The organism is Mammaliicoccus sp. K-M42, from assembly GCF_022386375.1.
GTDB classification, from domain to species: Bacteria; Bacillota; Bacilli; order Staphylococcales; family Staphylococcaceae; genus Mammaliicoccus; species Mammaliicoccus fleurettii.
The window spans coordinates 21,331-47,861 of the sequence record NZ_JAJNIS010000002.1 but is presented as its reverse complement, the minus strand read 5'-3'; the positions used below and the strand labels follow the sequence as shown (position 1 = coordinate 47,861).

The 26,531-nt window shown below is 31.1% G+C and carries 26 protein-coding genes and 1 riboswitch; of the genes, 14 read left to right on the top strand and 12 right to left on the bottom strand.

What is annotated here, in order from left to right; all coding sequences use genetic code 11:
- Positions 1-93: 93 nt before the first annotated feature.
- Together LQ668_RS12360 and LQ668_RS01660 are read right to left on the bottom strand one after the other, a co-directional pair.
- Positions 94-429 (bottom strand): histidine phosphatase family protein, encoded by a 336-nt coding sequence (locus LQ668_RS12360; RefSeq protein ID WP_325883269.1) that lies wholly within the window; start codon positions 427-429, stop codon positions 94-96.
- A gap of 163 nt (positions 430-592) precedes the next feature.
- Positions 593-1,348: a MerR family transcriptional regulator gene (locus LQ668_RS01660; RefSeq protein WP_119634595.1), complete on the bottom strand. Its 756-nt coding sequence runs from the start codon at positions 1,346-1,348 to the stop codon at positions 593-595.
- Positions 1,349-1,492: 144 nt separating this feature from the next.
- Here LQ668_RS01660 and LQ668_RS01655 point away from each other — a divergent pair, with 144 nt between their 5' ends.
- A complete protein-coding gene (locus LQ668_RS01655) occupies positions 1,493-2,071 on the top strand; it encodes a GNAT family N-acetyltransferase (protein ID WP_119634594.1) in 579 nt (192 codons plus the stop codon).
- A 629-nt stretch (positions 2,072-2,700) separates the two neighbouring features.
- Here the strand turns inward: LQ668_RS01655 and LQ668_RS01650 are convergent.
- Positions 2,701-3,042, bottom strand: coding sequence for a hypothetical protein (locus tag LQ668_RS01650; RefSeq protein ID WP_078358123.1), 342 nt, complete (start codon positions 3,040-3,042; stop codon positions 2,701-2,703).
- Between the two features lie 211 nt (positions 3,043-3,253).
- On the opposite strand from LQ668_RS01650, the gene pepF reads away from it, so the two are divergent.
- Positions 3,254-5,050, top strand: a complete 1,797-nt coding sequence (gene pepF, locus LQ668_RS01645) for an oligoendopeptidase F (RefSeq protein ID WP_239775863.1) — start codon at positions 3,254-3,256, stop codon at positions 5,048-5,050.
- A 62-nt stretch (positions 5,051-5,112) separates the two neighbouring features.
- On the opposite strand, the gene LQ668_RS01640 is transcribed toward pepF, so the two are convergent.
- Positions 5,113-6,015 carry a CvfB family protein gene (locus LQ668_RS01640; protein ID WP_078358125.1) on the bottom strand — a complete coding sequence of 301 codons (903 nt, stop codon included), beginning with the start codon at positions 6,013-6,015 and terminating at the stop codon, positions 5,113-5,115.
- Positions 6,016-6,158: 143 nt separating this feature from the next.
- Between LQ668_RS01640 and LQ668_RS01635 the strand changes: the two genes are divergently transcribed.
- The 9 genes from LQ668_RS01635 to lysA all read left to right on the top strand — a co-directional run bounded on the left by LQ668_RS01635 (position 6,159) and on the right by lysA (position 16,353).
- The gene (locus LQ668_RS01635) at positions 6,159-7,760 is read left to right on the top strand and encodes an ABC-F family ATP-binding cassette domain-containing protein (RefSeq protein WP_107509949.1); all 1,602 of its coding nucleotides are present in this window, start codon (positions 6,159-6,161) and stop codon (positions 7,758-7,760) included.
- 198 nt (positions 7,761-7,958) lie between these two features.
- Positions 7,959-8,134: riboswitch (Lysine riboswitch) on the top strand.
- An 86-nt stretch (positions 8,135-8,220) separates the two neighbouring features.
- On the top strand, positions 8,221-9,423 hold the full coding sequence (locus LQ668_RS01630) for an aspartate kinase (protein WP_078358127.1): 1,203 nt from the start codon (positions 8,221-8,223) through the stop codon (positions 9,421-9,423).
- A 20-nt stretch (positions 9,424-9,443) separates the two neighbouring features.
- Positions 9,444-10,427, top strand: a complete 984-nt coding sequence (locus LQ668_RS01625; protein ID WP_203153265.1) for an aspartate-semialdehyde dehydrogenase — start codon at positions 9,444-9,446, stop codon at positions 10,425-10,427.
- A 17-nt stretch (positions 10,428-10,444) separates the two neighbouring features.
- Complete coding sequence (dapA, locus tag LQ668_RS01620; protein WP_203153266.1) at positions 10,445-11,335, top strand: 4-hydroxy-tetrahydrodipicolinate synthase; 891 nt, start codon at positions 10,445-10,447, stop codon at positions 11,333-11,335.
- A complete protein-coding gene (gene dapB / locus LQ668_RS01615) occupies positions 11,332-12,069 on the top strand; it encodes a 4-hydroxy-tetrahydrodipicolinate reductase (RefSeq protein WP_115337471.1) in 738 nt (245 codons plus the stop codon). The genes dapA and dapB overlap by 4 nt, the downstream gene beginning before the upstream one ends.
- Position 12,070: 1 nt before the next feature.
- A complete protein-coding gene (gene dapD, locus LQ668_RS01610) occupies positions 12,071-12,790 on the top strand; it encodes a 2,3,4,5-tetrahydropyridine-2,6-dicarboxylate N-acetyltransferase (protein ID WP_107509952.1) in 720 nt (239 codons plus the stop codon).
- A gap of 79 nt (positions 12,791-12,869) precedes the next feature.
- Positions 12,870-14,018: a M20 metallopeptidase family protein gene (locus LQ668_RS01605; RefSeq protein ID WP_078358132.1), complete on the top strand. Its 1,149-nt coding sequence runs from the start codon at positions 12,870-12,872 to the stop codon at positions 14,016-14,018.
- The gene (locus LQ668_RS01600) at positions 14,018-15,091 is read left to right on the top strand and encodes an alanine racemase (RefSeq protein ID WP_119634548.1); all 1,074 of its coding nucleotides are present in this window, start codon (positions 14,018-14,020) and stop codon (positions 15,089-15,091) included. Before LQ668_RS01605 ends, LQ668_RS01600 begins: the two co-directional genes overlap by 1 nt.
- Positions 15,088-16,353 (top strand): diaminopimelate decarboxylase, encoded by a 1,266-nt coding sequence (gene lysA / locus LQ668_RS01595; RefSeq protein WP_239775862.1) that lies wholly within the window; start codon positions 15,088-15,090, stop codon positions 16,351-16,353. The genes LQ668_RS01600 and lysA overlap by 4 nt, the downstream gene beginning before the upstream one ends.
- 397 nt (positions 16,354-16,750) lie before the next feature.
- Here lysA and cspA read toward each other — a convergent pair whose 3' ends face one another.
- Positions 16,751-16,951 carry a cold shock protein CspA gene (gene cspA, locus LQ668_RS01590; RefSeq protein WP_016912585.1) on the bottom strand — a complete coding sequence of 67 codons (201 nt, stop codon included), beginning with the start codon at positions 16,949-16,951 and terminating at the stop codon, positions 16,751-16,753.
- A 168-nt stretch (positions 16,952-17,119) separates the two neighbouring features.
- Positions 17,120-17,422, bottom strand: a complete 303-nt coding sequence (locus LQ668_RS01585) for a DUF1033 family protein (protein ID WP_078358139.1) — start codon at positions 17,420-17,422, stop codon at positions 17,120-17,122.
- 147 nt (positions 17,423-17,569) lie between these two features.
- Here LQ668_RS01585 and LQ668_RS01580 point away from each other — a divergent pair, with 147 nt between their 5' ends.
- The 3 genes from LQ668_RS01580 to LQ668_RS01570 are packed head-to-tail and all read left to right on the top strand — an operon-like array spanning position 17,570 to position 19,763.
- Positions 17,570-17,839 carry an acylphosphatase gene (locus LQ668_RS01580; RefSeq protein WP_078358140.1) on the top strand — a complete coding sequence of 90 codons (270 nt, stop codon included), beginning with the start codon at positions 17,570-17,572 and terminating at the stop codon, positions 17,837-17,839.
- A gap of 15 nt (positions 17,840-17,854) precedes the next feature.
- A complete protein-coding gene (locus LQ668_RS01575) occupies positions 17,855-18,568 on the top strand; it encodes a 5-bromo-4-chloroindolyl phosphate hydrolysis family protein (RefSeq protein ID WP_078358142.1) in 714 nt (237 codons plus the stop codon).
- Positions 18,561-19,763 (top strand): toxic anion resistance protein, encoded by a 1,203-nt coding sequence (locus LQ668_RS01570; protein WP_119634547.1) that lies wholly within the window; start codon positions 18,561-18,563, stop codon positions 19,761-19,763. The genes LQ668_RS01575 and LQ668_RS01570 overlap by 8 nt, the downstream gene beginning before the upstream one ends.
- Before the next feature lie 39 nt (positions 19,764-19,802).
- On the opposite strand, the gene LQ668_RS01565 is transcribed toward LQ668_RS01570, so the two are convergent.
- From LQ668_RS01565 to LQ668_RS01540, 6 genes are all read right to left on the bottom strand, one after another.
- Positions 19,803-21,005 (bottom strand): DUF819 family protein, encoded by a 1,203-nt coding sequence (locus LQ668_RS01565; RefSeq protein ID WP_119634546.1) that lies wholly within the window; start codon positions 21,003-21,005, stop codon positions 19,803-19,805.
- Between the two features lie 78 nt (positions 21,006-21,083).
- Positions 21,084-22,421, bottom strand: coding sequence for a branched-chain amino acid transport system II carrier protein (gene brnQ, locus LQ668_RS01560; protein WP_239775861.1), 1,338 nt, complete (start codon positions 22,419-22,421; stop codon positions 21,084-21,086).
- A 114-nt stretch (positions 22,422-22,535) separates the two neighbouring features.
- Complete coding sequence (locus tag LQ668_RS01555) at positions 22,536-24,422, bottom strand: vWA domain-containing protein (protein ID WP_239775860.1); 1,887 nt, start codon at positions 24,420-24,422, stop codon at positions 22,536-22,538.
- Between the two features lie 10 nt (positions 24,423-24,432).
- Positions 24,433-25,230, bottom strand: a complete 798-nt coding sequence (locus LQ668_RS01550) for an ATP-binding protein (RefSeq protein WP_119634460.1) — start codon at positions 25,228-25,230, stop codon at positions 24,433-24,435.
- 92 nt (positions 25,231-25,322) lie between these two features.
- The gene (locus LQ668_RS01545; protein ID WP_078358149.1) at positions 25,323-25,526 is read right to left on the bottom strand and encodes a DUF6501 family protein; all 204 of its coding nucleotides are present in this window, start codon (positions 25,524-25,526) and stop codon (positions 25,323-25,325) included.
- 15 nt (positions 25,527-25,541) lie between these two features.
- Positions 25,542-26,357, bottom strand: a complete 816-nt coding sequence (locus tag LQ668_RS01540; RefSeq protein WP_078358150.1) for a VOC family protein — start codon at positions 26,355-26,357, stop codon at positions 25,542-25,544.
- Positions 26,358-26,531: the final 174 nt, after the last annotated feature.

The following is a 26,531-nucleotide window of genomic DNA, read 5'->3' as shown; positions in this document are numbered from 1 at the left end:
ACGGTTTTGTAAGAATTCATAAAAAAACTCATATTTAGTTTACATAATATATATTATAGGAAGTTAAGTATATTGTCATTAGGGGACCCTTTTCTATTCGTTTACTAGTATATTGATATGTTTATCGTTGTTATGTTCATCTATACTATTTAAATCTGGATCTTTTAATGATATCCATTCTTCAAATCCAATCTCACGATTAAAATGATTTAATAGCAATATCATTATATACCCGTGTGTAACGATTAAACTGTTATGTGAATGATTAATGGAATCATATACGCTTAAAATTCTTTTTTGAGCTTCTGAACTTGATTCGCCATTATGTATACGATAATCAAAGTCTTCATATGTGTATTTAAGCTCATTTAACCAATTATTTAACGATATGTCGCTTAATTGACGTTCATTGAGTCTTGAATCTGTAATAACATCTATTTGATATTACTTAAATATATTTGATCAATATTAAGGTTTGCTAATACAGGTATTAATTGTTCAGCTTGAAATATACTATTTTAATTATGATTAGACAATATAAAACACAGCAACTCAAATCGTCATAATAACGTTTTAAGTTGCTGTGTTTCTCTTATAGATGATTTTCTACGTATATATTAATTGCTTCATGCATATATTGAGCTAATCCTTCACCAAAATGGTTTATATTTTTAGTGAAACGTTCGTCAGCTATATATAATTCACCTAAACCTTTAAATACTTCTAATGAATACTCATAATTGATATTATCGTTTAAGAAATCATACCAATCTTGAATAAGTTGTTGTGTTTCTTCTGATGCTGGTGATTTCTCTTCATTATTAACGGAAGCTAATGATCTAAATATGTTGTTCATTTCGTTTTCTTTTTCGAATCTTTCTTGTTTAGGCATATTTGATAATTTTTCGTTTGCTTTATCAACTGTCTTTCTGCCCCACTTTTCACGTGCCTCTTGTTCATATTCATTTTTATTGAAGTCGAACCCTTTAAATTTCTCTTCATTTGTCATATTTATTTCTCCTTTAAAATGTTTTGTTGTTTGATTAATAGTTTGTATCATTTGATCAATGTGATTCCTTTTATCCATTAACATTTTCTTATGCAATTGCAATGCTTCTTGTTTATTGAATGATGGATTATCTAGAATTTGTTTGATCTTTTTTAGAGGGAAATCAAGCTCTTTGAAAAATAAAATTTGCTGTAGTCTATCTAAATTAGCTTCAGAATATAATCTATAACCTGCTTCTGAAATTTTTGATGGATTTAATAAGTTTATTTCATCGTAATGGTGAAGTGTGCGCACACTTATTCCTACAAGGTTTGCTAATTCTTTAACTGACATTTCCATTTACTTAACCTCCTCATATATTGACTATAAAGTCTTACGTAACGTAAGAGTCAACAACTAATATTATTTAAAATTTTGAAAATATGTTCGATTAATACATGTTATAGTATATATACGATAATTATGGTAGACAGGAGATTTAAAATGAACAAAGAACCTCAATATGATTTAACTTTAGAAACACCACGTTTAATACTAATGGCAGGAGAACAAGTATTAGCGTATAAAAAAACGATCACTGATGAATTGCTCAATTCAGCTGATTCTTTAAAAAAATGGGTATCATTTTTTAATTATAACTTTGATAAAGCTAAAGCAACAGAATTTATCGATAAAACAACTGATATGAGTTTTAACAAACAGTTTTTAAGATATTTTATGTTTGATAAAGAAACGAATACTTTTGTTGGCTCATTAGTATTACAAGATATTGATTTGAGATTACCATCTTGTGAAATTGGATATTGGACTGTAGTTTCTGGACAAGGCAAAGGCTACATGACTGAAGCAATCCAATATATTACACGATATCTAATTGATACACACCAATTTGCTAGAATTGAAGCATATATTGATGTTAAAAATGTTAAAAGTATCGACACAATAGAAAGATGTAGTTTCGAACGTGAAGGTACATTGAAGAATTCAGATTTAAGTGCCGATCAATCAAAATTAATTAACGAAGCATTATATGCAATTACAACACCTGTTTATTTTAAATAATGGAGCTTGTTTGTTATAGTAACTTACGATTTTGTACGTGCATTTGCCAGAGGGTATGGCTCGAGCCTGTAGTCTCTCACGCATACTATTCCCTCAGGCGTCAGCACTACAAAATCGTTATAAATATCAGTTTTTTTATAAAAAGTATGAGTAAGAATCAATTTTAATAAACTGTTCATACAAGCCTACCATGGCAGTCTTATGAGATTTCTCATTAGGCTGCTTTTTTGTATTCAAAAGTGCTTATAACGGACTCCTTAACAGCAATTTTGGTAGAACCTGCTTATAACACACCTCTTATCAGCAATTTTGCTGAAATCTGCTTATACTGGTACTCTTAACAGCAATTTCGCTGAAACCTGCTTATACTGGTACTCTTATCAGCAATTTCACTGAAACCTGCTTATACTGATACTCTTATCAGCAATTTCGCTAAAACTTGCTTATACTGGTACTTTTATCAGCAATTTCGCTGAAACTTGCTTATACTGTAACTCTTAAAAGCACCCGGGTAATGCATGCGCATAAAAAATGCCAACAAAGTCTAATACTTTGCTGACACTCTTATGGTAGCTTCATGAGCTTCCAAAATGATTTTTATAAAATTCTAGGACATTTATGACCCGAATTTATTTATCACTTCTTTTTAATTTGTTAAATTTGCGTCCATCCTCAAAGTCTTCTTTTTGACTAAGTTTCTCAGCTTTTCTTTTTCTATTTTTTCTCATTAAATACCATGTAAATAAGCATACAATTAAACTAATTATAGCCATAAAAGCAGCATACCCTAGTAATGGTTCATATGTAATGTCATAAAAATTAGGTAATACGAAAGCAATAATACCTAATACAATAAATGTTAATATTGCACTAATAAAGTGCTTTTTAAGAATTAATGAAGATAATAATGAAAAAACTATAACTACTACAAAAGAAATCCATAAATAATTTGGAAAATCGAATATGTTCAAGGTAAACGCCTCCTTTATCTCGCTGATTATAATTATACCCGATTATTATTATATTAATTATATTTTTTAATATAATAATAATCTTTTTGTTAAATAAGTTAAAAAAATGGTATGTATGTTTGAAAATTGTACTATAAAATGATTAATACTATAATAAGAATAAGTAACTTTTAGAACATTGCAAATTTTATATAAAGGGATGATTAATTAAATGGGACAAATGCTTAGAAATGAAGTTCCTGTTCAAGAAACATGGGATCTTACAAGTTTATTTAAAAATAATGATGCTTTTTATAGTTCATTAGAAGAGTTAGTAAAGACAGTCACTACATTTAATGAAAAGTATGTTAATCAATTAAATGAAATTTCAACTATAGAATCAGCTTTAAATGAACAAGCTGACATTATCATCAGTATTATACATTTAAGTACATATGCAGAATTATTGTATTCTACTGATACATCAAATGAGAAAAGTCAAAAAGTAGCTGCTCAATTCTCAACTACATATGGTAAAATTGCTGGTCTTTTATCTTTCGTTGAATCAGAAATTTTACAGTTAGATGAAGAAGCTTTTAATGCTTTAATTAAGCAATCTGAATATCCTAAATATTTATCTTTATTGAAACGTCAAAAAGCACATACATTACATCCTGAAGTAGAAAAAACACTCGCTTCATTCTCGCCTACTTTTGGTGCGCCATATGAAATGTATGGAATTACTAAAATGCTAGATATTGAATTTGGTACTTTCGAAGCGAATGGAGAAAGTATTCCATTGGATTACGTTTCATTTGAAGGTGATTACGAAGTAGCTTCAAATACTGAAGTAAGACGAAATGCCTTTAAAAAATTCAGTGAAGCTTTACGTCGTTATGAAAATACGACAGCTGCAACTTACAATGCACATGTTCAGAAAGAGAAAATAGAATCTGAATTACGCGGATATGATTCAGTGATAGATTTCTTATTAGAACCTCAAGATGTTACGAGAGATATGTATGATAGACAAATTGATATTATTTCTGAAGAATTGGCACCTCATATGAGAAAATATGCCAAATTACTAAAACGCACAAATAATTTAGATAAACTAAAATTTGAAGATTTACGTATACCGTTAGATCCAACTTATGAACCAGATATTTCTATAGAAGGTTCTAAAGAATATATTAAAGAAGCGTTGAGTGTTCTAGGCGAAGACTATATGAAAATGGTAAATGATAGTTATGATAAACGTTGGATTGATTTTCCTCAAAATAAAGGAAAACAAACAGGAGCTTATTGTGCAAGTCCATATGGCGTTAACCCATTTATTTTTATTTCATGGACAAGTAAAATGACTGAAGTATTTGTATTAGCTCATGAATTAGGACATGCAGGACACTTTAATTTAGCAAATGCTCATCAAAATGTATATCAAGCTGATTGTTCTATGTATTTTGTAGAAGCACCATCTACAATGAATGAAATGCTTATGGCAAATAGCTTATTGAAAAAATCAGACGATCCAAAATTTAAACGTTGGGTAATTAGTTCTATCATTTCAAGAACGTATTATCATAATATGGTTACGCATCTTTTAGAAGCTAAATACCAAAGAGAAGTATATAGACATGTGGATAAAGGTGAAGCTTTAACTGCCCCACTTTTAAATGAAATTAAAAAACAAGTTATTTCAGACTTTTGGGGAGATGAAGTAGAAATAACTGAAGGCGCAGAATTAACTTGGATGCGTCAACCCCACTATTATATGGGATTATATCCTTACACATATTCTGCAGGACTTACAATTGGTACAGCAATGAGTCAGCGCATTGAAAAAGAAGGACAAACCGCAGTTGAAGATTGGTTAAACGTTTTAAAATCAGGAGGTTCAAAATCACCAGTTGAACTCGCTGAATTAGCTGGTATAGATGTCACAACTGATAAACCATTAAAAGAAACTATCTCATATATTGGTAATTTGATTGACCAGCTAGAACAGTTAACTGATGAAATAGAATAAATTATAATATATTTTCAAACTAAAAACCCGCCTTCACTTGTGAAGGCGGGTTAAATTTTATATTAATCTTCTTTTTTTACTTGAGACCAACCTTTTTGAGTGATTGTGATTTTACCTGTCTCTATTGTGATAAGTTTTTGTTTATATAATCTACCGATTGCACGTTTGAAGCTAGCTTTACTCATATTAAATACTTCTTTTATAGCTTCTGGATCTGACTTGTCCCAGAATGGTAATTCTCCATCATATTCTACTAGTAAATCGAATATAACTTGACCGTCTTCATCTAATCGTTCGTGAGCTAATGGTAAAAATGAACCATTAAGTTCTCCATTTTCTTTTACTCCAATAATTCTAACGTCCATTTCTTCACCAAGTCTTGGCTCGTGTCGACGTTCTGATTCGTGTACGAATATTTTATAGCCCTCTTCAGATAATAAGAATGTTCCTACTCTTAATAATCTATAAGGTCTAGCTTTAACATGCTGATGTAATGTTGATTCTTCAGCAGTTTTAAACATTGTATCAACGATTGTTTCAGTCGCTAATCTTGCGAACATCTGACTATTACTATCTATTCTAAGTGTACAGAAAATCATGTCACCATTTTGTGGCCATAATTCTTTTACTTTTGGTAGATCTTCCCAAGGTATTAATACTTCCCTAGGCAATCCTACATCCACTGCTGCACCTTCTCTATCTACTCTTAATACTTTTACCCAATCATAACGATCTTTCGTTATTGTAGGCATATTTTGAGTAGCAAATAGTTCTCCAGATCGACTTGGATATACGAAGAAACTATAATCTTCTCCAACTTCTAATTGATCATCCTCGTCAACTTCTGAAGCATTCATTTTAATTCGTTCACTACTTGGTCCAAGTAGATGGTATGTTGAACCTTCCAATCTATCCACTTTTAAAAAGTCAATACGACCTACAAGTGTATCTTTATCTTGTGCCATGTCATTCTCCATTCTTATGTTTTTCGTTTATTCATTATAACATGTATTTTTCTTCGTGTAACGACTGTTCAATCTCTTGCCCTTTTTTGTGTTATTTATGATATAATTCATCGGTAGAAGTATTAATGAAAAGGAGTCATTTAATGTTACAAGTCACTGATGTAAGTTTACGATTTGGTGATCGTAAACTATTTGAAGATGTAAATATTAAGTTTATACCAGGTAACTGTTACGGACTTATAGGTGCCAATGGAGCAGGGAAATCAACGTTCTTAAAAGTCTTATCAGGGGAATTAGATTCTCAATCTGGTCATGTTTCTCTTGGTAAAGATGAACGTTTAGCAGTTTTAAAACAAGATCACTTTGCTCACGAAGATGAAAAAGTAATCGAAGTTGTTTTAAAAGGCCATGAAAAATTATGGCAAGTTATGAATGAAAAGAACGAAATTTATATGAAACCAGATTTCTCTGATGAAGACGGTATGCGTGCAGCAGAGCTTGAAGGTGAATTTGCTGAAATGAATGGATGGAATGCTGAAGCAGATGCATCTGTTTTACTTTCAGGTTTAGGAATTAAAGATGAATTACATGACAAACAAATGTCTGAGTTAGAAAACAACCAAAAAGTTAAAGTGCTTCTTGCACAAAGTTTATTCGGTGATCCAGATGTTCTTTTACTAGATGAACCTACAAACGGTTTAGATATTAAAGCAATCGCTTGGTTAGAAGATTTCTTAATTAACTTTGAAAATACTGTAATTGTTGTTTCACATGACAGACACTTTTTAAACAATGTATGTACTCATATTGCCGATTTAGATTTCGGTAAAATTAAATTGTTTGTTGGGAACTATGACTTCTGGTATCAATCAAGTCAACTAGCTTCTCAAATGGCTCAAGACCAAAACAAGAAAAAAGAAGAACGTATTAAAGAGTTACAAGACTTTATTGCTAGATTTAGTGCTAACGCATCTAAATCTAAACAAGCTACAAGTCGTAAGAAAATGCTTGATAAAATTGAACTTGATGATATTCAACCGTCATCTAGACGTTATCCATTTGTTAATTTCAATATTGAAAGAGAAATTGGTAATGAGTTATTACAAGTTCAAGGTGTTTCTAAAACAATCGAAGGTAATAAAGTATTAAACAACGTATCTTTCACTATGAATCCTAATGATAAAGCAGTATTAATAGGAGAAAGCGAAATCGCTAAAACTACCCTACTACGTATATTAGCTGGTGAAATTGAGCCAGATGAAGGCACAGTTAAATGGGGCGTTACAACAAGTCAATCATATTTACCTAAAGATAATTCAGAATTCTTTGAAGGAATTAATATGAACTTAGTTGACTGGTTAAGACAATATGCACCACCTGAAGAACAAACAGAAACATTCTTAAGAGGTTTCTTAGGACGTATGTTATTTAGTGGTGAAGAAGTTAAGAAAAAAGCAAGTGTACTTTCAGGTGGAGAAAAAGTTAGATGTATGTTAAGTAAAATGATGTTATCAAGCTCTAATGTATTATTACTTGATGAGCCTACTAACCACTTAGATTTAGAAAGTATTACAGCTGTAAATGACGGATTAAAGAACTTCAAAGGTTCTCTAATTTTCACATCTTACGACTTCGAATTTATTAACACAATTGCAAATAGAGTTATAGAACTTAAAGAAGACGGCGCAATTTCTAAAGAAATCACTTATGATGAATACTTGAGAGATCAAGGCGTTTATAACTAATATTTATATTGAGAAGCTTCAATTCGACTTTTTCCGAATTGAAGCTTCTTTTAATATAAAAACGAATTAAGTTGTATATCTATTAAAAACCATGTTTTTCCATTAATTGTTTAAATAGTTAGAACTTTTGAATTTATCTGTTTTCTCTCTTTACATCAATATTCTTTCTATGTATAATGAATGCATACCAATTGAATATGTTTTTGATGAGGCGCATCAATCATTAGTAACTCCCCTGTTAGACTGCAATCTTTAAGGAGTGAAAGGGTGCGATGCCGAAACGTAATGTTTTTGCAGAGATATTACGTTGGACATTTAGGTTAAGAGCTAAGTGTCTGTCATTATCTTAGGAATAATGGAGTGCATCACTTGTATATATATAATAAAACAAGTTCGGATGCCGAACTTGTTTTTTTGTTTATATTAAGGCGTTGACCTCTGATTTACAGGAGGAATTATTTTGGCTCAAAGTGTATTAAAGTTTGGCGGTACATCCGTCGGTGATTTTAACAAGATTAAAAATATCGCGTATATGTTGAAGTCTCGCATTGATAATGGAGAACAATTAGTAGTGGTAGTAAGTGCTATGGGCAAAACGACAGATTCTTTGCTCGAAAATATTGGCACACTTACCTCTCAACCTAAAGATGAGCATTTAGCAATGCTTCTAACAACCGGTGAACAACAGACCATTTCATATCTTTCAATGGTATTAAATGATATAGGTGTTCAAACGAAAGCAATGACAGGTTATCAAGCTGGAATTAAGACAGTCGGTCATCATTTAAAGAGTAAAATTGCTGAAATTGATGCTAATCGATTTGAAACAGCTTTTGAAACAAATGACATACTTGTAGTTGCAGGCTTTCAAGGTGTAAATGATCATCTTGAGATTACGACTCTAGGACGTGGAGGTTCAGATACTACCGCAGTAGCAATAGCTGCAAGTATAGATACGTCTTGTGAAATATATACTGATGTAGATGGTGTATATGGAACAGATCCTAGAATATATAAAGGAGCACACCTTCTCAATGAAGTTTCTTATGAAGAAATGATGGAAATGAGTGCATTAGGTGCAGGAGTTTTAGAATCAAGAAGTGTTGAAATTGCTAAAAATTATAACATACCTTTATATCTTGGAAGAACATTATCAAATGTGAAAGGAACATGGATTATGCCACAAGCAGAAATTTTAGAGAAGAAAGCAGTCACAGGAGTAGCATTAGATACACATATGATTCATGTTACTTTAACATATCCTATGCAGAATTTTGCTTTACTACAAAAATTATTTGATTCATTAGAAGAACAATCTATGAATGTTGATATGATTTCGCAAATCGAAAATCAACAAGGCTTACAACTTTCATTTACGATTAAAGATTCCGATGTCAATCAAATAGAGGAAATTATAGTTAGCATAACAGAGGATTACCCTCACCTACGTTATAAAATGAAAGATAATTACGCTAAACTTTCTGTAATTGGAACGGGCATGAGAGATATGTCAGGAATAGCATCTAAAGCTTTCCGTACTTTGATTACTAATGATATACATTTTTATCAAACAACCACGTCAGAAATAAGTATTTCTTATGTAGTTGATCGTGATTTAGGCGAAAATGCCGTTCGAATTTTAAGTGAAGCATTTAATATATAATTGATGATGGAGTGAAAAAAATGACAAAATTAGCAGTTGTTGGTGCAACAGGTTTAGTAGGAGAAAAAGTATTAGAAGTATTAGATAGAAAAAATATACCATTTGATGAGCTTGTATTATTTTCATCACCTAGATCAGCAGGTAAAGAAGTGGCATTTCAAGGTAGAACTTATGTTGTTGAAGCATTAACTGAAGAGAAAACAAATGGACAATTCGATTACGTTATTATGAGCGCTGGCGGAGGTACAAGTAAAACTTTTGCCCCACTATTTGAAGAGCATGGTGCTATTGTAATAGATAATTCTAGTCAATGGAGAATGCATGAAGGGATAGATTTAATAGTTCCAGAAGTTAATACACCTAAGTTAAATCGAAAAATCATTGCAAATCCTAACTGTTCAACAATACAATCAGTCGTTTCATTAAAACCTTTATTAGATACTTTTGGTTTGAAAAGAGTTGCTTATACAACATATCAAGCAGTATCAGGTTCAGGACTTGCCGGACGCGAAGATTTGTCTAATGGTGAGAAAGGTGAAGCACCTAAGAACTACCCTCACCCAATCTATAATAATGTATTACCACATATAGATGTATTTTTAGAAGATGGTTATACAAAAGAAGAACAAAAAATGATCGAAGAAACAAGAAAAATATTAGATCAACCGACACTTAATGTTACAGCAACATGTGTACGTGTACCTGTTCAAGATAGCCACAGTGTGCACATCAACGTTACTTTAGATAAAGAAGCAACAGTTGAAGATATTAAAAATTTATTTAATGAAGATGACCGTGTAGTTTTGGTAGATAATGTTGAAAAAAATGAATATCCATTAGCTATACACTCTACTGGTAAAGATGAAGTATTTGTTGGAAGAATTCGTAAAGATGATTCTTTAGATAATACTTTCCATATTTGGTGTACTTCAGATAATTTACTAAAAGGTGCAAGTTTAAATGCCGTTCAAGTACTAGAACAAGTTATGCAATTAAATAAATAAAACAAGGAGTGTTAAGTATGTCACATATTTTTACAGGTGTAGGCGTTGCCCTTACAACACCATTTACAAATGAGGATGTAGACTACGAAGCATTTGAAAACCATATAGAATTTTTAATAGATAATGGCGTTAAAAGTATTATTATCAACGGTACAACAGCTGAGAATCCAACATTAACTGCCGAAGAAAGAAAAACGCTATTAGAATGGGGAATTAAAAAAGTGAATGGACGCGTTCCTGTCATTGCTGGCACTGGAACGAATAACACTCAGGCTTCTATTGATGAGTCAATTAGAGCGAAAGAATTAGGTGCAGATGCAATTATGTTAATCACACCTTATTATAATAAAACGAGTCAACGTGGTTTAATTGCACATTTCACTAAAATTGCTAATGAAGTTGAGCTTCCAGTTGTATTATATAATGTGCCTTCAAGAACGAACATGACAATAGAAATTGATACTGTTCTTAAATTAAGTGAAAATCCATATATAGTTGCACTTAAAGATGCGACAGGAGATTTGGAATATGCTAAATCGTTAAAAGAACAGTTACCTAGTGACTTTGCTTTATATAGTGGTAATGATGACAATATGTTTGATTATTACCGCTTAGATGGCGAAGGTTTGATTTCAGTAGTTGCCAATGTCATTCCAAATGAAACTCAACAATTATATGATTATGTTTCAAATGATCAACTTGATAAAGCTACTACTTTAAATGAGGATATTGTAACTTTATTAAATCATTTAAGTGTTGATGTCAATCCAATTCCAATTAAGTTATTAACTTCGGAATTAGGCTTTGGAAATTATGAAGTAAGATTGCCACTTGTGACGTTAGATGAAGAAGAAAGAAAAGTTTTAAGCGAAGCATTTAATACTTTCAAAGATGGTGTAAAACAATGAAAATATTATTAATTGGTTATGGCGCAATGAATGAGCGCGTCGCAAGATTAGCAACAGAAAGAGATAATGAGATTGTAGGCGTTGTTGTCAAGGATCCATCCAAACAATACCCCTACCCTGCTTTCAATTCTATATCTAAAGCTCCAGAAGCGGATGTTGCGATTGATTTTTCGAATCCAGAATTATTATTACCTTTATTAGAAGAAGATTTCAAATTACCTTTAGTTATTGCAACAACTGGTGACAAGGAAAAAATAATTGAACAACTAAAAGTAAAATCGGCAAATATGCCAGTATTCTTTAGTGCTAATATGAGTTATGGTGTTCATATACTTAAAGAAATTATTCAATATGCAGTACCACTTTTAGAAGACTTCGATATTGAAATGATCGAAAAGCATCATAACAAGAAAGTGGATGCACCAAGTGGAACACTTGTACAATTATATGATGCAATTAAAGAAAAAAGAGCGCAATCAGTGCCAATTTATGATAGACATGAGTCATCGTCTAAACGAGATGCAGCAGAAATTGGTATTAGCTCTCAACGTGGTGGTACAATTGTTGGAGAGCATCAAGTATTGTTTGCAGGGCATGATGAGACAATAGAAATTACACACCGTGCTCAATCAAAAGATATCTTTGCAAATGGTGCTATTAATGTAGCTGAAGTACTAGTAAATAAAGAAAATGGATATTACACATACAATAACTTAAATGAGGAGAGAAATTAACATGGTTAAAGATTTTACAGCAGAAGAAATTATTCAATATATTAGTGAGGCGGAGAAAGTTACGCCATTAAAAGTTTATGTAAACGGGCAATTTGATAATGTTGAATTTCCAGAGTCATTTAAAGTATTCGGTTCAGAGTCATCAAAAACAATTTTTTGTGATGCTAAAGATTGGACTCGTTTCTATGAAGAAAACAAATCAGCATTTACTGATTTAGAAATTGAACATGATCGTCGTAACTCTGCAATTCCATTAAAAGATTTAACAAATACAAATGCACGTATAGAGCCAGGTGCTTTCATAAGAGAACATGCTGTTATTGAAGACGGCGCAGTGGTTATGATGGGAGCAACAATAAATATTGGTGCAGTTGTTGGAGAGGGAACAATGATAGATATGAATGCTACTTTAGGTGGACGTGCTACAACAGGTAAAAATGTTCATGTTGGTGCAGGATCAGTATTAGCTGGTGTAATAGAACCACCAAGTGCATCTCCTGTTATCATTGAAGATGATGTACTAATTGGTGCAAATGCTGTCATTCTTGAAGGTGTTAGAGTTGGTAAAGGTGCAATTGTAGCAGCTGGTGCTATTGTAACGAAAGATGTTCCTGAAGGTGCAGTCGTTGCTGGTACACCTGCTAAAGTAATTAAACAATCAGCAGATGTTCAAGATGGCAAAAAAGAAATTGTATCGGCATTACGTAATTTAAATCAATAAATATATACACAATATAAAATGAATGCGCCAATCAAACTGATTGGCGTTTTCTATACATACTATAAAGGGACTGAGTTTAATGTCTGAATTAGAATTTGTTAAAAATACAAGAAGATACTTGCATCAACATCCTGAATTAAGTATGCAAGAATATGAAACAACGGCATATATTGAATCATTTTTAAATGAACTAGATATTCCATATGAACGCCCTATTTCAACAGGTGTTATAGGATATTTAAAGGGCAATTCAAATCAAACGATTGCTTATAGAGCAGATATAGATGCATTACCAATTCAAGAAGTGAATGAAATTTCTTATAAAAGTATAGTAGATAATGTAATGCATGCTTGTGGACATGATGGTCATACAACAGCATTAATGCTTTTTACAAAACGTTGTAAAGCACTATATGACAAAGGACAATTACCTCATAATGTTGTATTTATTTATCAACCTTCTGAAGAAACAGAAGCTGGTGCGAATCAATTGATTCAATCTAAAGTATTCGATAAATACAATATAGATAAAATATACGGCATACATATCATGCCTTTTGAAGATGTTGGAACTGTAGCGTTTAAAAATGACGAAATCACAGCTAGTGCTACTGAATATAGATTTTATTTAAATGGTCTATCTAGTCATGTGGCAAGTAAAGAAGAAGGCAAAGCAGCTTCAGAAGCAATGATGCATATATTGTCGCAAGTTTCACAAATACAGCAATTTCATTTAAATGGTTTAAACCGTAATATCGTACATATTGGACAATTTAATGTGGGAGAAGCAATAAATACTGTTCCACAAAATGGTTATTTAGAAGGTACGATTAGAACATATGATACAAATGATCTTCAAATTGTTAAAGATCAAATGCATAAAATAGCAGAAAGCGTAGAATTATTATTTAGTGTAACTTGTTCTGTTAAATTTGCTGAAGGTTATCCACCTACTACAAATGATGTTACGCTTTATAAAAACGTAAAAGAAGCTCTAACTAAACTAAACCTAACACAACATGAATTAGAAAAACCATATTTGTTTGGTGAAGACTTTAGCTTTTATCGCAATATAGCACCAAGTTATTTTGTATTTTTTGGTACACGAAACATACAAAAAGATTATATATATGGACTTCATACAAATAAATTAAATTTTGATGAAGAAGTATTAATAAGTGTCGCTGATTATTATACGGCATTATTAACTCAAGGAGAGATCGATTAATGGTAGCGCGTATAACATTTGAAGAACAAAATTTTATAAACAATGTGAAACACGTCATTCAAGATAATGACGTTATGGCAGTCGTTAAGAACGATGCTTATCATTTCGGTCTAGAATTTGCTGTAGAGTCATTTATGAAAGCAGGTATTCGTACTTTTAGTACTACTTCTTTATATGAAGCAGTAAGAATACGTAAAATAGATCCACATGTAAATATCTTTTTGATGAATCCGTCCATAGAATTTGAAAAATTGAAACAATATGATATAGCGATGACATTGCCCTCTTTAAAATTCTATCATGAACATTTAGAATCTTTATCAGGCATTAAATTACATTTAGAATTTGAAAATTTATTACATCGTTCTGGATTAAAAGATCAATATGAAATGATACAAGTATTAGAACACAATGCAAGTCTCTCTAAAGATAATCAATCACTTATCGAAGGCATTTGGACGCATTTTGGTTATGCTGATGAATTTGATGGTAATGAATACGAAACTGAAAGAGACGCTTGGAAAAAATGTTTAATGCATATTCTTAACGAAGGTTATACATTTGAATTTATCCATTCACAAAATAGTGCAAGCTATGTTCGTGAAGATCGTTTACTAGATCAACATACACATGCCCGATTAGGGATTATTTTATATGGATCAAGACCGTATAGTACCTTACCTACTACAGTAACTAAACAAAATTTTTCTGTAACAGCAAATGTAATACAAGTTCGCCCTATTAAAAAAGGAGAAACATGCGGATATAGCTTTCAATTTACTGCTGAAAAGGATTGTAACATTGCTGTAGTGGATATTGGATATGGGGACGGAATACTGAAGACAAGAGCTAATCATGATGCACTTATAAATCAAAAGCGCTATCCAATACGTGGTTTAATGATGAGTCATATGTTTATTGAAGTAGATGAATCTGTACAAAGCGGCGATACAGTAACGATGTATAGTGATAAAATAAGAATAGATGAATTTACGTTTAAAGGTGTCGGTGCTAATTCCGAACAAATTAGTGCTTTGAATCATCATTCATTAATAAAGGAGATTATATCATGACAGTAAAATATAATGAACAAGGTGTTCTAACAATGGGTAATGTTTCATTAAAAACAATAGCTGCAAGCTTTGGTACCCCTACTATCGTATACGATGAAGAACAAATTAGAAATCAATGTAGAAGATTTCATGAAGCTTTTAAAGAAAGTGAATTGTCTTATAATATTTCTTATGCATCTAAAGCTTTTAGCAGTATACAGTTATTTAAATTAATGGATGAAGAACAAATGGGCTTAGATGTTGTTTCTGAAGGCGAATTATATACAGCATTAGCGAGTGGCTTCAATCCGAGTAAAATACACTTCCATGGTAACAATAAAACAAATGAAGAAATCGAGTATGCTATTGAAAGTGGTGTTGAATACTTTGTAATAGATTCTTTAGATGAAATCGACCGTATTAATCGTGTTGCCTCTAAGCCAATTAAAGCTGTTTTAAGAGTTAATCCAGGTGTTGAAGCACATACACACGAATTTATTCAAACTGGCCAAGAAGATAGTAAATTTGGCTTGTCAATTAAACATGGTACTGCAATAGAAGGTGTGCGTGCTTTACAAACATCTGAAAAAATAGATTTTAAAGGTATACATTTTCATATTGGATCACAAATATTTGAAGCAGATGGAACGATTAATACTATACAAATCGTGTTTGAATGGTTAAAGGCGAATGATATACAAATTGATATCTTGAATTTAGGTGGTGGCTTTAGTATTCAATATACAGAAGCGGATAAAAGTTATCCTATAGAAGAAGGTATTAAACTTATAACTGATGCTATCAAAGAAAATAGTAAGAAATATGAAATGGCTATACCAGAAATATCTATAGAACCAGGTCGTTCAATAGTTGGTGAAGCGGGAATTACGCTATATCAAGTTGGTACAATTAAAGAAATACCGAATGTGAATACTTATGTTTCAATTGATGGTGGCATGAGTGATCATATAAGAACAGCTTTGTATGATGCACAGTATGAAGCATTGCTTGTAAACAGAAATGATGAGGATACGCACGAAGTAACAATTGCTGGTAAATTGTGTGAATCTGGAGATTTAATCGGAAGAGACATGAAATTACCTAAATCGACGAAAATTGGTGATTATATAGCAGTACTTTCTACTGGAGCATATCACTACTCTATGAGTTCTAATTATAACCAAATGTTAAAACCATCTGTGCTTTTTGTTAAAGATGGTAAAGCAAGAGAAGTAATAAAAAGACAAACGTTGAAACAATTAATTTTGAATGACGTGAAATAAACTAAAATAGCTTGGATCATATATCTTAACTCAAAATAAATAAGCATATTACTCAACTGATCGTTTCAGTTTTACAGTGATATGCTTGTTTTTTATCTTACGATTTTGTAAAGTGCATGCTTGCCTAGGGTATGGCTCGAGCCTGTAGTCTCTCACGCATACTATTCCCACAGGCGTCAGCACTTTACAAAATCGTTAACAATATCAAGTTGTATACAAAAAAATAAAGCACTTTCGTATAATTTAATTAATTACAATAAAAATAAAATTAACGAGCTGCTTTATATATAAAAGTTATAACATGTCTCAAATAATACTGCCATTAAATATTATCTTAAAGCAGAAAGAAACCCTAACATTGTTAGGGTTTCTTTCTAGTCTTTCAAATTCATATATATTATAGTTTTACAACGTTTGCAGCTTGTGGGCCACGGTCGCCTTCAACTACTTCGAATTCTACTGCTTGACCTTCTTCTAAAGATTTGTAACCTTCTTGGTTAATTGCTGAGAAATGTACGAATACGTCATTTTCTCCTTCAATTTCGATGAAGCCAAATCCTTTTTCTGCGTTAAACCATTTTACTGTACCTTGTTTCATAATGTGAAACCTCCAAGACTAAAATTCAATATGCGATATTCGCATATTACAAAAAACACAATTAATATAAATATGTCATTTGCAATATGGAATAACGATATTGCTATTACTTATTATACGTCACTAAATATTCAAATGCAATACCATTTGAGATATTTTCAGATTTTATTAATTTGGTAAAGGTGTATAAATAGAATTGTCATTTAATACAAGTATACTATAAAAAATTTGTAAGTCTTCTTCACAGTCTTCACAATATGACAAATCACAATTATTATAAAATGCATGTATATTATGCTTGCCTACGAGTTCATTAGTAAATTTAATTTGGTATTTTTCAAGTAAGTTTTTATATTGCGTAATCATTTCATCATAATCAACACATTCTATTTCTTTAATAATATTATCTTTCCAATCGTCAAACAGCCACCATCCCTCATAATCTGCTCGGATTGTTACGATTTTATACATCTAAAAAACTCCCCTATTTAGAAAATTGCCCTAAAATAAATTTAAATCTTATTACCAATTAAATCAAGAAAATAGCTTGTGTGCATGTTTCTAATTATTAGTTTTTTTATACATAACCCTTTATAATAGATATATGAGGTGATAAAAATGAACGGAAAACATATTAAAGTATTTGGACGAGTACAAGGTGTTGGTTTTAGATTTTTTACAGCACAACTTGCTAAAAAGTATAAAATTGTTGGTAGCGTTGAAAATGTTAGCGACTATGTAGAGATATATGCTAGTGGCAATGATGATAACTTAGAACAATTTATAAATGGTGTTATTCAGGGAGCAGCACCAGCTTCAGTTGTTGAAAATTATACAATTGATGATACGACATTAGATGAGAAAACAAAGCACTTCAAAACGTTATAAATTAGGAAGATGACAATGAAATATAATTTATCATATGTATTAGGTGCACTACTAGCTGTACCTATATCATTTATCGCATTTTTATTTAGTATTTTTCAATTGGATTTAAATTTTATTATTGATATGACAGTATTTGCTGGTTCATATGTATTAAGCTTTTTACCTATTCAATGGTATAGCTCAAGAAAATATTTAAAAGAGATGGGCTTAACGCGACGTGAATTTCATTTTATAAGAAAACAATTAAACGATGCTCAACCAAAACTGAAGCGTCTTTATAAGAACTATATGCGTGTAAGATCATATAGCGAATTTAAGAATTTAAATGAAGTCGCTAAATTGGCGCGTACAATTTATAATGCAGTCAAACAATCGCCTGAAAAATTTTACACAGTTGAGAGTTTCTTCTATTCTCATTTAGACAATACGGTGAATTTAATTGAAAATTATACAATGCTACAACGCATGCCTAATAAGTCTAAAGAAGAAAAAGCTAAATTGAAACAAACGAAACTAACTATTGATGAAAACAAAAGAACTTTAGTAGCAGATTTGAAACAGCTAAACGAATCTAGCTATCATCAATTAGATATTGAAATGGAACTTGCTGATATAGCTAAAGATAGAAATAATTATACGCAAGCTATTCCTGAATCGACAAAAGAAAAAGTGAATTTAAGAAAAAAGGCAAAAAAATACGAATATGAAATGGAGCGTAACGATGACTGAAACAAATAAAAACCTATTTGACGACCTTATTGATGATCCATTTAAAGATTCATCAAATGAATTAACACCACAAAAAGCAGAAGTTTCAGAACAACAAGGACAAACTGATGTGACATCAACATATGAAAAATCGTTTTCTGATGAAGATCAGCGTAAAATTGACGAAATTGCTAAACAAATTAAACCATTAGATAATGATGGCTTACTATTGTATGGACAGCAAGCTCAAAATAAATTATCACAGTTCTCTCATCAAATGTTGACTCAAGTGCAATCTAAAGATGTCGGTCCAATTGGTTCTTCATTAAGAAATTTAATGAACAAATTAAAAGAAGTAAATCCTGATGAATTACAGAAACAAAATAAATCTAGACTAAAAAGAATATTTAGAAGAGCTGAACGTTCTGTAAATGAAATGTTCAGTAAATATCAATCAGTTGGTGCTCAAGTTGACCGTATATCAGTTGAATTACAAAAATCTCAAAATATGCTAATGAAAGATGTTGGATTGCTGGATCAACTATACGAAGAAAACAAAGCCTATTTCGATGCATTAAACATTTATATTGCAGCAGCTGAGAAAAAACGAGATGAATTAAAACGAAACGAACTAGTAGCGCTAGAGAATAAAGTTAAATCATCTAATAATCAAATGGATGTACAAGAATTAGCAGATTTACAGCAATATATAAATCGTCTTGAAAAAAGAATCTATGATTTACAACTATCACGACAAATTACGTTGCAATCAGCCCCACAAATTCGAATGATACAAAATATTAACCAGACATTGGCAGAAAAAATTCAAAGTTCTATTTTGACAAGTATTCCATTGTGGAAAAATCAAATGGCTATCGCTTTAACATTGTTAAGACAACAAGGTGCTTCTGAAGCACAAAAGAAAGTTACAGATACAACAAACGAATTACTCTTAAAAAATTCTGAAATGCTAAAACAAAATGCAATCAGAACGGCTGAAGAAAATGAACGTGGTATTGTAGATATTGAAACTTTGAAGACAACGCAAACGAATATAGTAGATACAATTCAAGAAACACTTCGTATACAAGAAGATGGTACAAGAAAACGTCAACAAGCAGAGCAAGAATTACAAACACTTGAAGAAGATTTAAAGACAAAACTTTTACAACTCAAAGATGAACAACATCAATTGAGAAATTCGTTTAAATCATAAAAAGGAACTTCGTTAACGAAGTTCCTTTTTTTCTATAGATTACATAAATTGACTTAAGAAATACCCCATCATTGTGCCTATATAATTTCCAATGACATAACCTAGTGTACCTATAATTAATATTGGACCAACGAGACTATGCCAACCTTTTGAAATTGCTAAGGCAGCTGCTGTAGTAGGTCCTCCTGCATTAGCATTACTAGCTAGAATCATTTCTTCAATATTGAACTTAAACAATTTTCCGAATGAAAGTGTAATTGCTAAGTTGAATATTAAAATAATTGCTACGAATATAAATAATAATGGTGCAGTTTTTATGATAATTGGAATTGAAGCTGGCACCCCTATTACCACAAAGAAAATATATATTAAAAATGTACCAAGCTCATCTGAAGCATTTAAATTTTCAAAGAATTTACTAAAGACTGCTACTGCAATAAGTGTCAATGTTGTTAATAGTAAAAATTGATCTCCTATAATACTTACTAAAATCTCTAAAAAAGGATTACTTTTAGGTACAATTGCATTGATAATTTCTGAGATTTTAAAACTTATAGCAACTAAAACGAATGCAATTGCTAAAGAATTAGCAATATCTTTTAAACTAATTTCATTTCTTTTCCAATATGTTTCTGCATTATTTCCCTCTGTATCTTTATTATCAGTGCTCAATCTATTAAAATATTTTTTAACAAATTTTAGATTAGGTAAAGTAATGAGTACTATAAAATAAAATGCCATTACACTATTATCTGCTACGACTGTGGCGGAAACGAGCTCACCAGGCGTTTCAAATTTAGTGCTAAGTGCTGCGAAATTCACGCCGCCTCCTATGTAGCTACCTGTCATCATAGCACCTATTTTATCTAATTCAGGTATAAATTGATGCAATAATAAAAATGCGATTGTAACACCTACTACTGTTCCTACTGAACTAATTAAGAAAATAAATAACAAACGTCTACTTTCTTTCCATATTTTAAAGATGTTAGATCTAAATAACAGTAATGGTATTGCTAAAGGTATAACATAGTTCCAAACTTGATCGTAAACTGGAGATGCTATTGGGATGATATTAAGATTAGATAATAACATAGCACCAATTAACGCTATAATGGCACCAGTAATTTTAGATGCAAAGGCATATCTTTGTTCTAAGAAAATACTGAGTGCAGCAATACTAACTAATATAGCCCATAAAAGCCATGTTTCATCCTTATTGATGATTGCATTTAAATACATTAAATCAGCCCCTTTATTTTTACTTAAAATATTATGAATAGAGGCTGAGACAATTAATTTGTCTCAGCCTCGTATAATTTAGCTATATTCTATTGGTGCTTGGTTTTTCACTTTACCTATGATGAATCCAATAATAAATCCTACAATTGCAAATGGTATCCATTCCATTTGATATTGAGCTAAAGGTAATTTACTAATAAATCCAATTGTTGCCCACTCCATTTGATTAAATACTGATATAAATGAAATGATTGTAACGAATGCTACAGCCAATTGTTGTGCAATTGGTGGTGTTTTAACATATTTAGCTAATAAAATTAATAACACTGCAGTAATTGCAATTGGGTATAGCACAAGTAATACTGGTAAAGAACCTTTAATTACAGTTGTTAAACCTTGATTTGAAAGGATAAAACTAATTAAAGTAAAGATTGCTACAAACCATTTGTAAGAAATTTTAGGTAATAATTCATTAAAGAATTCACTTACAGAAACAATCAAGCCTGTAGCTGTTGTTAAACAAGCTAATGCTACGATTATACCGATTAAATATTTACCAAATTCACCAAATGCTAAATTTGCTGCAGATGTTAGTAAGTATGTTCCGATATTTTGACCGTTAGCATTCAGTTCTTTAATCGTTTCAGCTGAAACATTCATATGATTTCCGATCCAGCCTAATGAAATATAAATGAAACCTAAAGCTATTGCAGCAATAATTCCTGCAAAAATAGTTTGTTTAAATAATCCAGTTTCTTTTGTTACACCTTTACTCTTAATTGCAGTAATAACAATCATAGAGAAAGCAATGGCAGCAATTGCATCCATTGTTAAGTAACCTTCTACAAAACCTTTACCAAAGCTAGTTCCACTACTACTATATACAGCAGGATCTCCTGATACAGTAGATTCACCACTTAAAGTAATGAATGCTTTAACAATCAAAGCTGTGATTGATATTAGCAGTAAAGGAGTTAAAATTGACCCAACTTTATCTACCATTTTACTTGAGTTAAAACTTAAGTAAAATACAATAATAAAGTAAATGAGTGTGAAAATAAGTAAAGACATTGAACTCGTTGTTTCAAATATCGGAGTTATTCCCATCTCAAATGATGTTGCTGCCGTACGTGGTATAGCAAATAGCGGTCCAATTGTTAAAGAAATAGCAACTAATAACACAACTGCAAATACAGGATGTATCTTCCCTAACGCTACTCTGTACCCTTTCTCTTCAATTGATCCTGTGATTACACCAATTAAAGGCAAACCTATTCCCGTTATAACAAACCCAAATATTGCTGGCCAAAAGAAATTGCCGCTCGATAATCCTAGTGCAGGTGGAAAAATTAAATTCCCTGCCCCAAAGAAAATCGCAAATAACATAAATCCTACTACAAAAATATTCTTATTCATATAGTTTACTCCTTTTACGTCTTACAATAATCTATATTTTATCATTGGAGAAAGTTTTCGTCCATATGAAATTTCTGAAAATTAAAAAAAGAATGTAAATATTTTCAAATTCATTTATATAGATTGTAACAATAATTTTTTCAGTAACGGAGCCAGTTGATATGGTAAATTCTCAACACCTTCTACAAATAGGCTTTGCCTACCATAAATATTATGAACAGTCCGTTTGATACTTTCATCAATTACATCTTGATTAAGAAAAACATTGAACACGTAAATCCCTTGTTTGTCAGCTTCAATGACTGCTTCATGTGTATCAATAATACCATCTTCTGCATAATCAAAGGCTGACGGTTCTCCATCAGAGAACACGATCAAGAATTTTTGTGCCTCAGATCTTTGTAGTAAATGTTGTGTAGCAACTCTTAACGCTACGCCATCACGATTATCATCTTGAGGTTCGAGTGTCATAATTCTAGCGTCATTTTGTTTTAGTGTAGATTCGTTATATAAAATTAATTCTTCTATCGTATTAGGTTGATTTTGCTTATCAGAATCAAACGCATCTTCACTGAAACCAAGTATTTCATGTTTTATATCAAGATTTTTAAGCGTTTCATGAAATAACACAACACCCTTTTTAGTTTCTTCCATTTTGTCATGCATACTTGCTGAAGCATCGACTAATAACGTAAATGTAGCATCTAGTTTTCTACTAAAAGCATCTTTTTTAAAGAATAATTTATACTGATCATCAATAAACCAGTTTAATAAGTTCTTTTGTAGTCTACCTTTAGTCAAGTTTTCTCTTAAATCACTATATTGATGATTCATAGATTTTTGAATTATGCTCGTTAAGTCTTTAATTTCAAACTGTACACTATCAACTGCTTCTTTATAAGCAACAACATCAGATGGTGTGATTTCAGGTTTATTAAAGGATAATGAAACATTTTGGTTTACACCTTTTAAATTATAATGATTGTTTAGTCCCTGTGCTCCGCCTTCTTCATCGTCAATCGTATCATTTGATCCTTTGCCCTTTTTCTCCATCATATCTGTCATATCATCAGATGCATCACCTTCACGTTCGTTATCAGAAAGTACATCGCTATTTTCACCTTCATGTAATTCCATTTCTAAATATGAATCACTATCAGCTTTACTATCTGCCGTTTTTGTTTTAGCTTCTTCTGTCGTAATTTCGTCTTGGTCGTGCTCTTTTTCATTACTTTGATCAGTTTGAGCAGCATCTTGTCTACTTAAATCTTCAAGTGACCACTCTTCTTCATAACTTTTGTATATTCGTTCTGGGATATGATAGTACTGATTTAACATATCTTCTTTTAATAAATAATCAACAAGTATCATAATGCTAACAGCTAAATCATAACTATCTTCAGACGTATATAAATTAAAAATTTGAGTTAATCTATTAAAAACTTGCACAAGAGCATCATCAAAATTTTCGTGTATAGCAATATTATTTATAAAATTTTCGTTCAAAATAGCATGTTCTATAGCTAAAAATAGTAAATCAGTATAAGTTGTTTTTGTTTGATATACATGGATTTGACTATTATTTTGTTTAACTTTTACTGCTAATCTATGTTTAAATATATTTTTTGTTACAGGTCTTTTTTGCATGATAATATTAGACAATCTATATTCTTCAATGAGCATAAACAACTGCTTAAAAAAGTTCATATGATCGAATGATTCATCTAATACTTCCTTATAAATTGAAGGATCTATGTGTTTAAAGCCAATCGTATCTAGCATGATATCAGATTTTAGTCCTGCTCTTGTTACATGTTCAGGACGATGTAACCAAGTGAAACTGACATTACATGTATTTTGTATTGGATCGTAATGCTGGAACTTTTGAAACGATACTTTAACATTAGGATCTTCAAGTAATAATTTTGCTAGATCTGTTAACATCATAATTTGCTGTGTATCGATTTGTTCATCATTAAATAATATAAAACGATCACTCATGATATTCTCCTTACTCGAAAATTAATTCAATGGCATTTTGTATAGCTTGTTGTTCTCTTTCATCGTCTATTTTATCGATAATTGCGCGTTTTATTGCACGTCTAACTGGTATAACAGTAGTTAAATCTGCAAGGTCGATTAGTGCTCTTATACTTGCTGATTCTTCAGAAATTTGACCTTGACTAGACATAATGCGTAAATCTTTATTAAATTGAATAATGGAATCAATAATTTCATCATCTTTTAATTTACTCTGTTCTTTTATAATCATTTTTAAAGTTTCACCATCAATATAATCTATATCTAAGACAACGAATCTATTTTTTAATGCTTCGTTCATCGGGAGCGTACCAATATAGCCAACATTGATTGCTGCGACTACAGAAAATCCTTCTTTAGCTTGGACAACTTCACCAGTAAATGGGTTTGTTAAAGCTCTTCTAAAGTCTAATACACCATTCAAAATTGGTAATGTTTCAGGTTTTGCCATGTTTATTTCATCTATATATAATATGTCACCATTTTTCATAGCTTTAATAACTGGGCCATCTATAAAGACAATTTCTTGATGACCGTGTTCATTTGTTTCGATAGTTTTAAAACCTAACAAACTTTCAGCGTCTAAATCTACTGAACAGTTTACAGAATGCATAGGTTTATTTAAATCTCTTGCAAGTGTTTCGACTAATTTTGTCTTTCCTGATCCAGTTGGTCCTTTTAGAAGGATATTTTTATTAAGTTGAATCATTGATAATGCATCATTGTATATTGTTTCATCGTTATTTAAATATTTATTAAAATTTGTCATAATGTTCTCCTTTAATCTACTATAAGTAAACCTAAAAAGAGAAAAGTTCTATAATTACTATAGAGCTTTTCTCTAGTTTAATATTTTAAAAATTATACTTCTTTAAAGTATGTTTTATAATAACCACCAACATGACCAGAATTATCAATAATTTGATAATACTCTTCTGTTTCATTTACTACGTCGTATGTTTTTCCTGTAGTTAACATATCAGAAACTTTGAACTTTTCTGCATCAGTATGTGTAACTTCTACTCTCTTTATAACGTGATTATCTTTCCAAGTTTCATGTAACATATTTTAAACGCTCCTTTAATTCACTGTATCAAATGTAATTGTAATAATAATACCTGTTAAATCTCGTACAAATAATGAAATTAAACCTGCTTCATGTTGAATGATGTGATGTTCAATTTCGATTTCTTTAACGTGATTCACTATTTTTTCAAAATGATCTATATCATCTATAGAGACTGCAACTCTTTCAATAGGTGGATTTAAAGATTCAATAGCATTTGGATAATCTATTAAATGTAGTTCCCCACCATTTCCACCTGCACCTACTTTAAAGACTAAAGCTGACTCATCATCTATTGTCTTGTATTCTGCAAATAATTGCAACTCAAAAATATTTTTTAAAAGTGAGCCAGTAGCTTGTGTTTCAGGTGATTTAATCATAACTGGACCAATCCCTTGAATTTGATGAATTGGACTTATAGGACCATCATCGTATGCAGTACCAAGTGGTACACCCGCATTTAGTTCGTCTGAGATAATATGAAAAGCATGTCCATTATTATCATAAAACTTAAATAAGTGTTTACCATTGAGTTGTTGAACAGATTCATAATTAACTTCATGTTTATCAAACTGTTGCTTATATTCGTACAAAGCTAAATCAGTCGGCACTCGTAAAGCGATACTATGAAAATGAGTATCTATTTTTTCTTGGTCACCTTGGTATTGCTTAAAAATAAGTCTTGTCCCTGGTGCAAGATTTGCATCTCCAACATGTAAAATATTTGTTTCATTGTTGATTAAAGTATTAAGCCCTAAAATATTTTTATAGAATGATTCTGTTTCGTTTAAATTATAAGTCGATAAAGTCACACTTCTAAGTCCATTCATGAATATCTCTCTCCCATTTATGAAGTCTAGTAAATTATACCAAATATATTGAAACAATGACAAATCAATCAAATTATAATTACGATACAATTTGTAAATTCTGATTGAGCCGAGTAATTAATGACTTACCAATCTTATACATCGGACGACACTTTAGAATTGTACTTATACTTT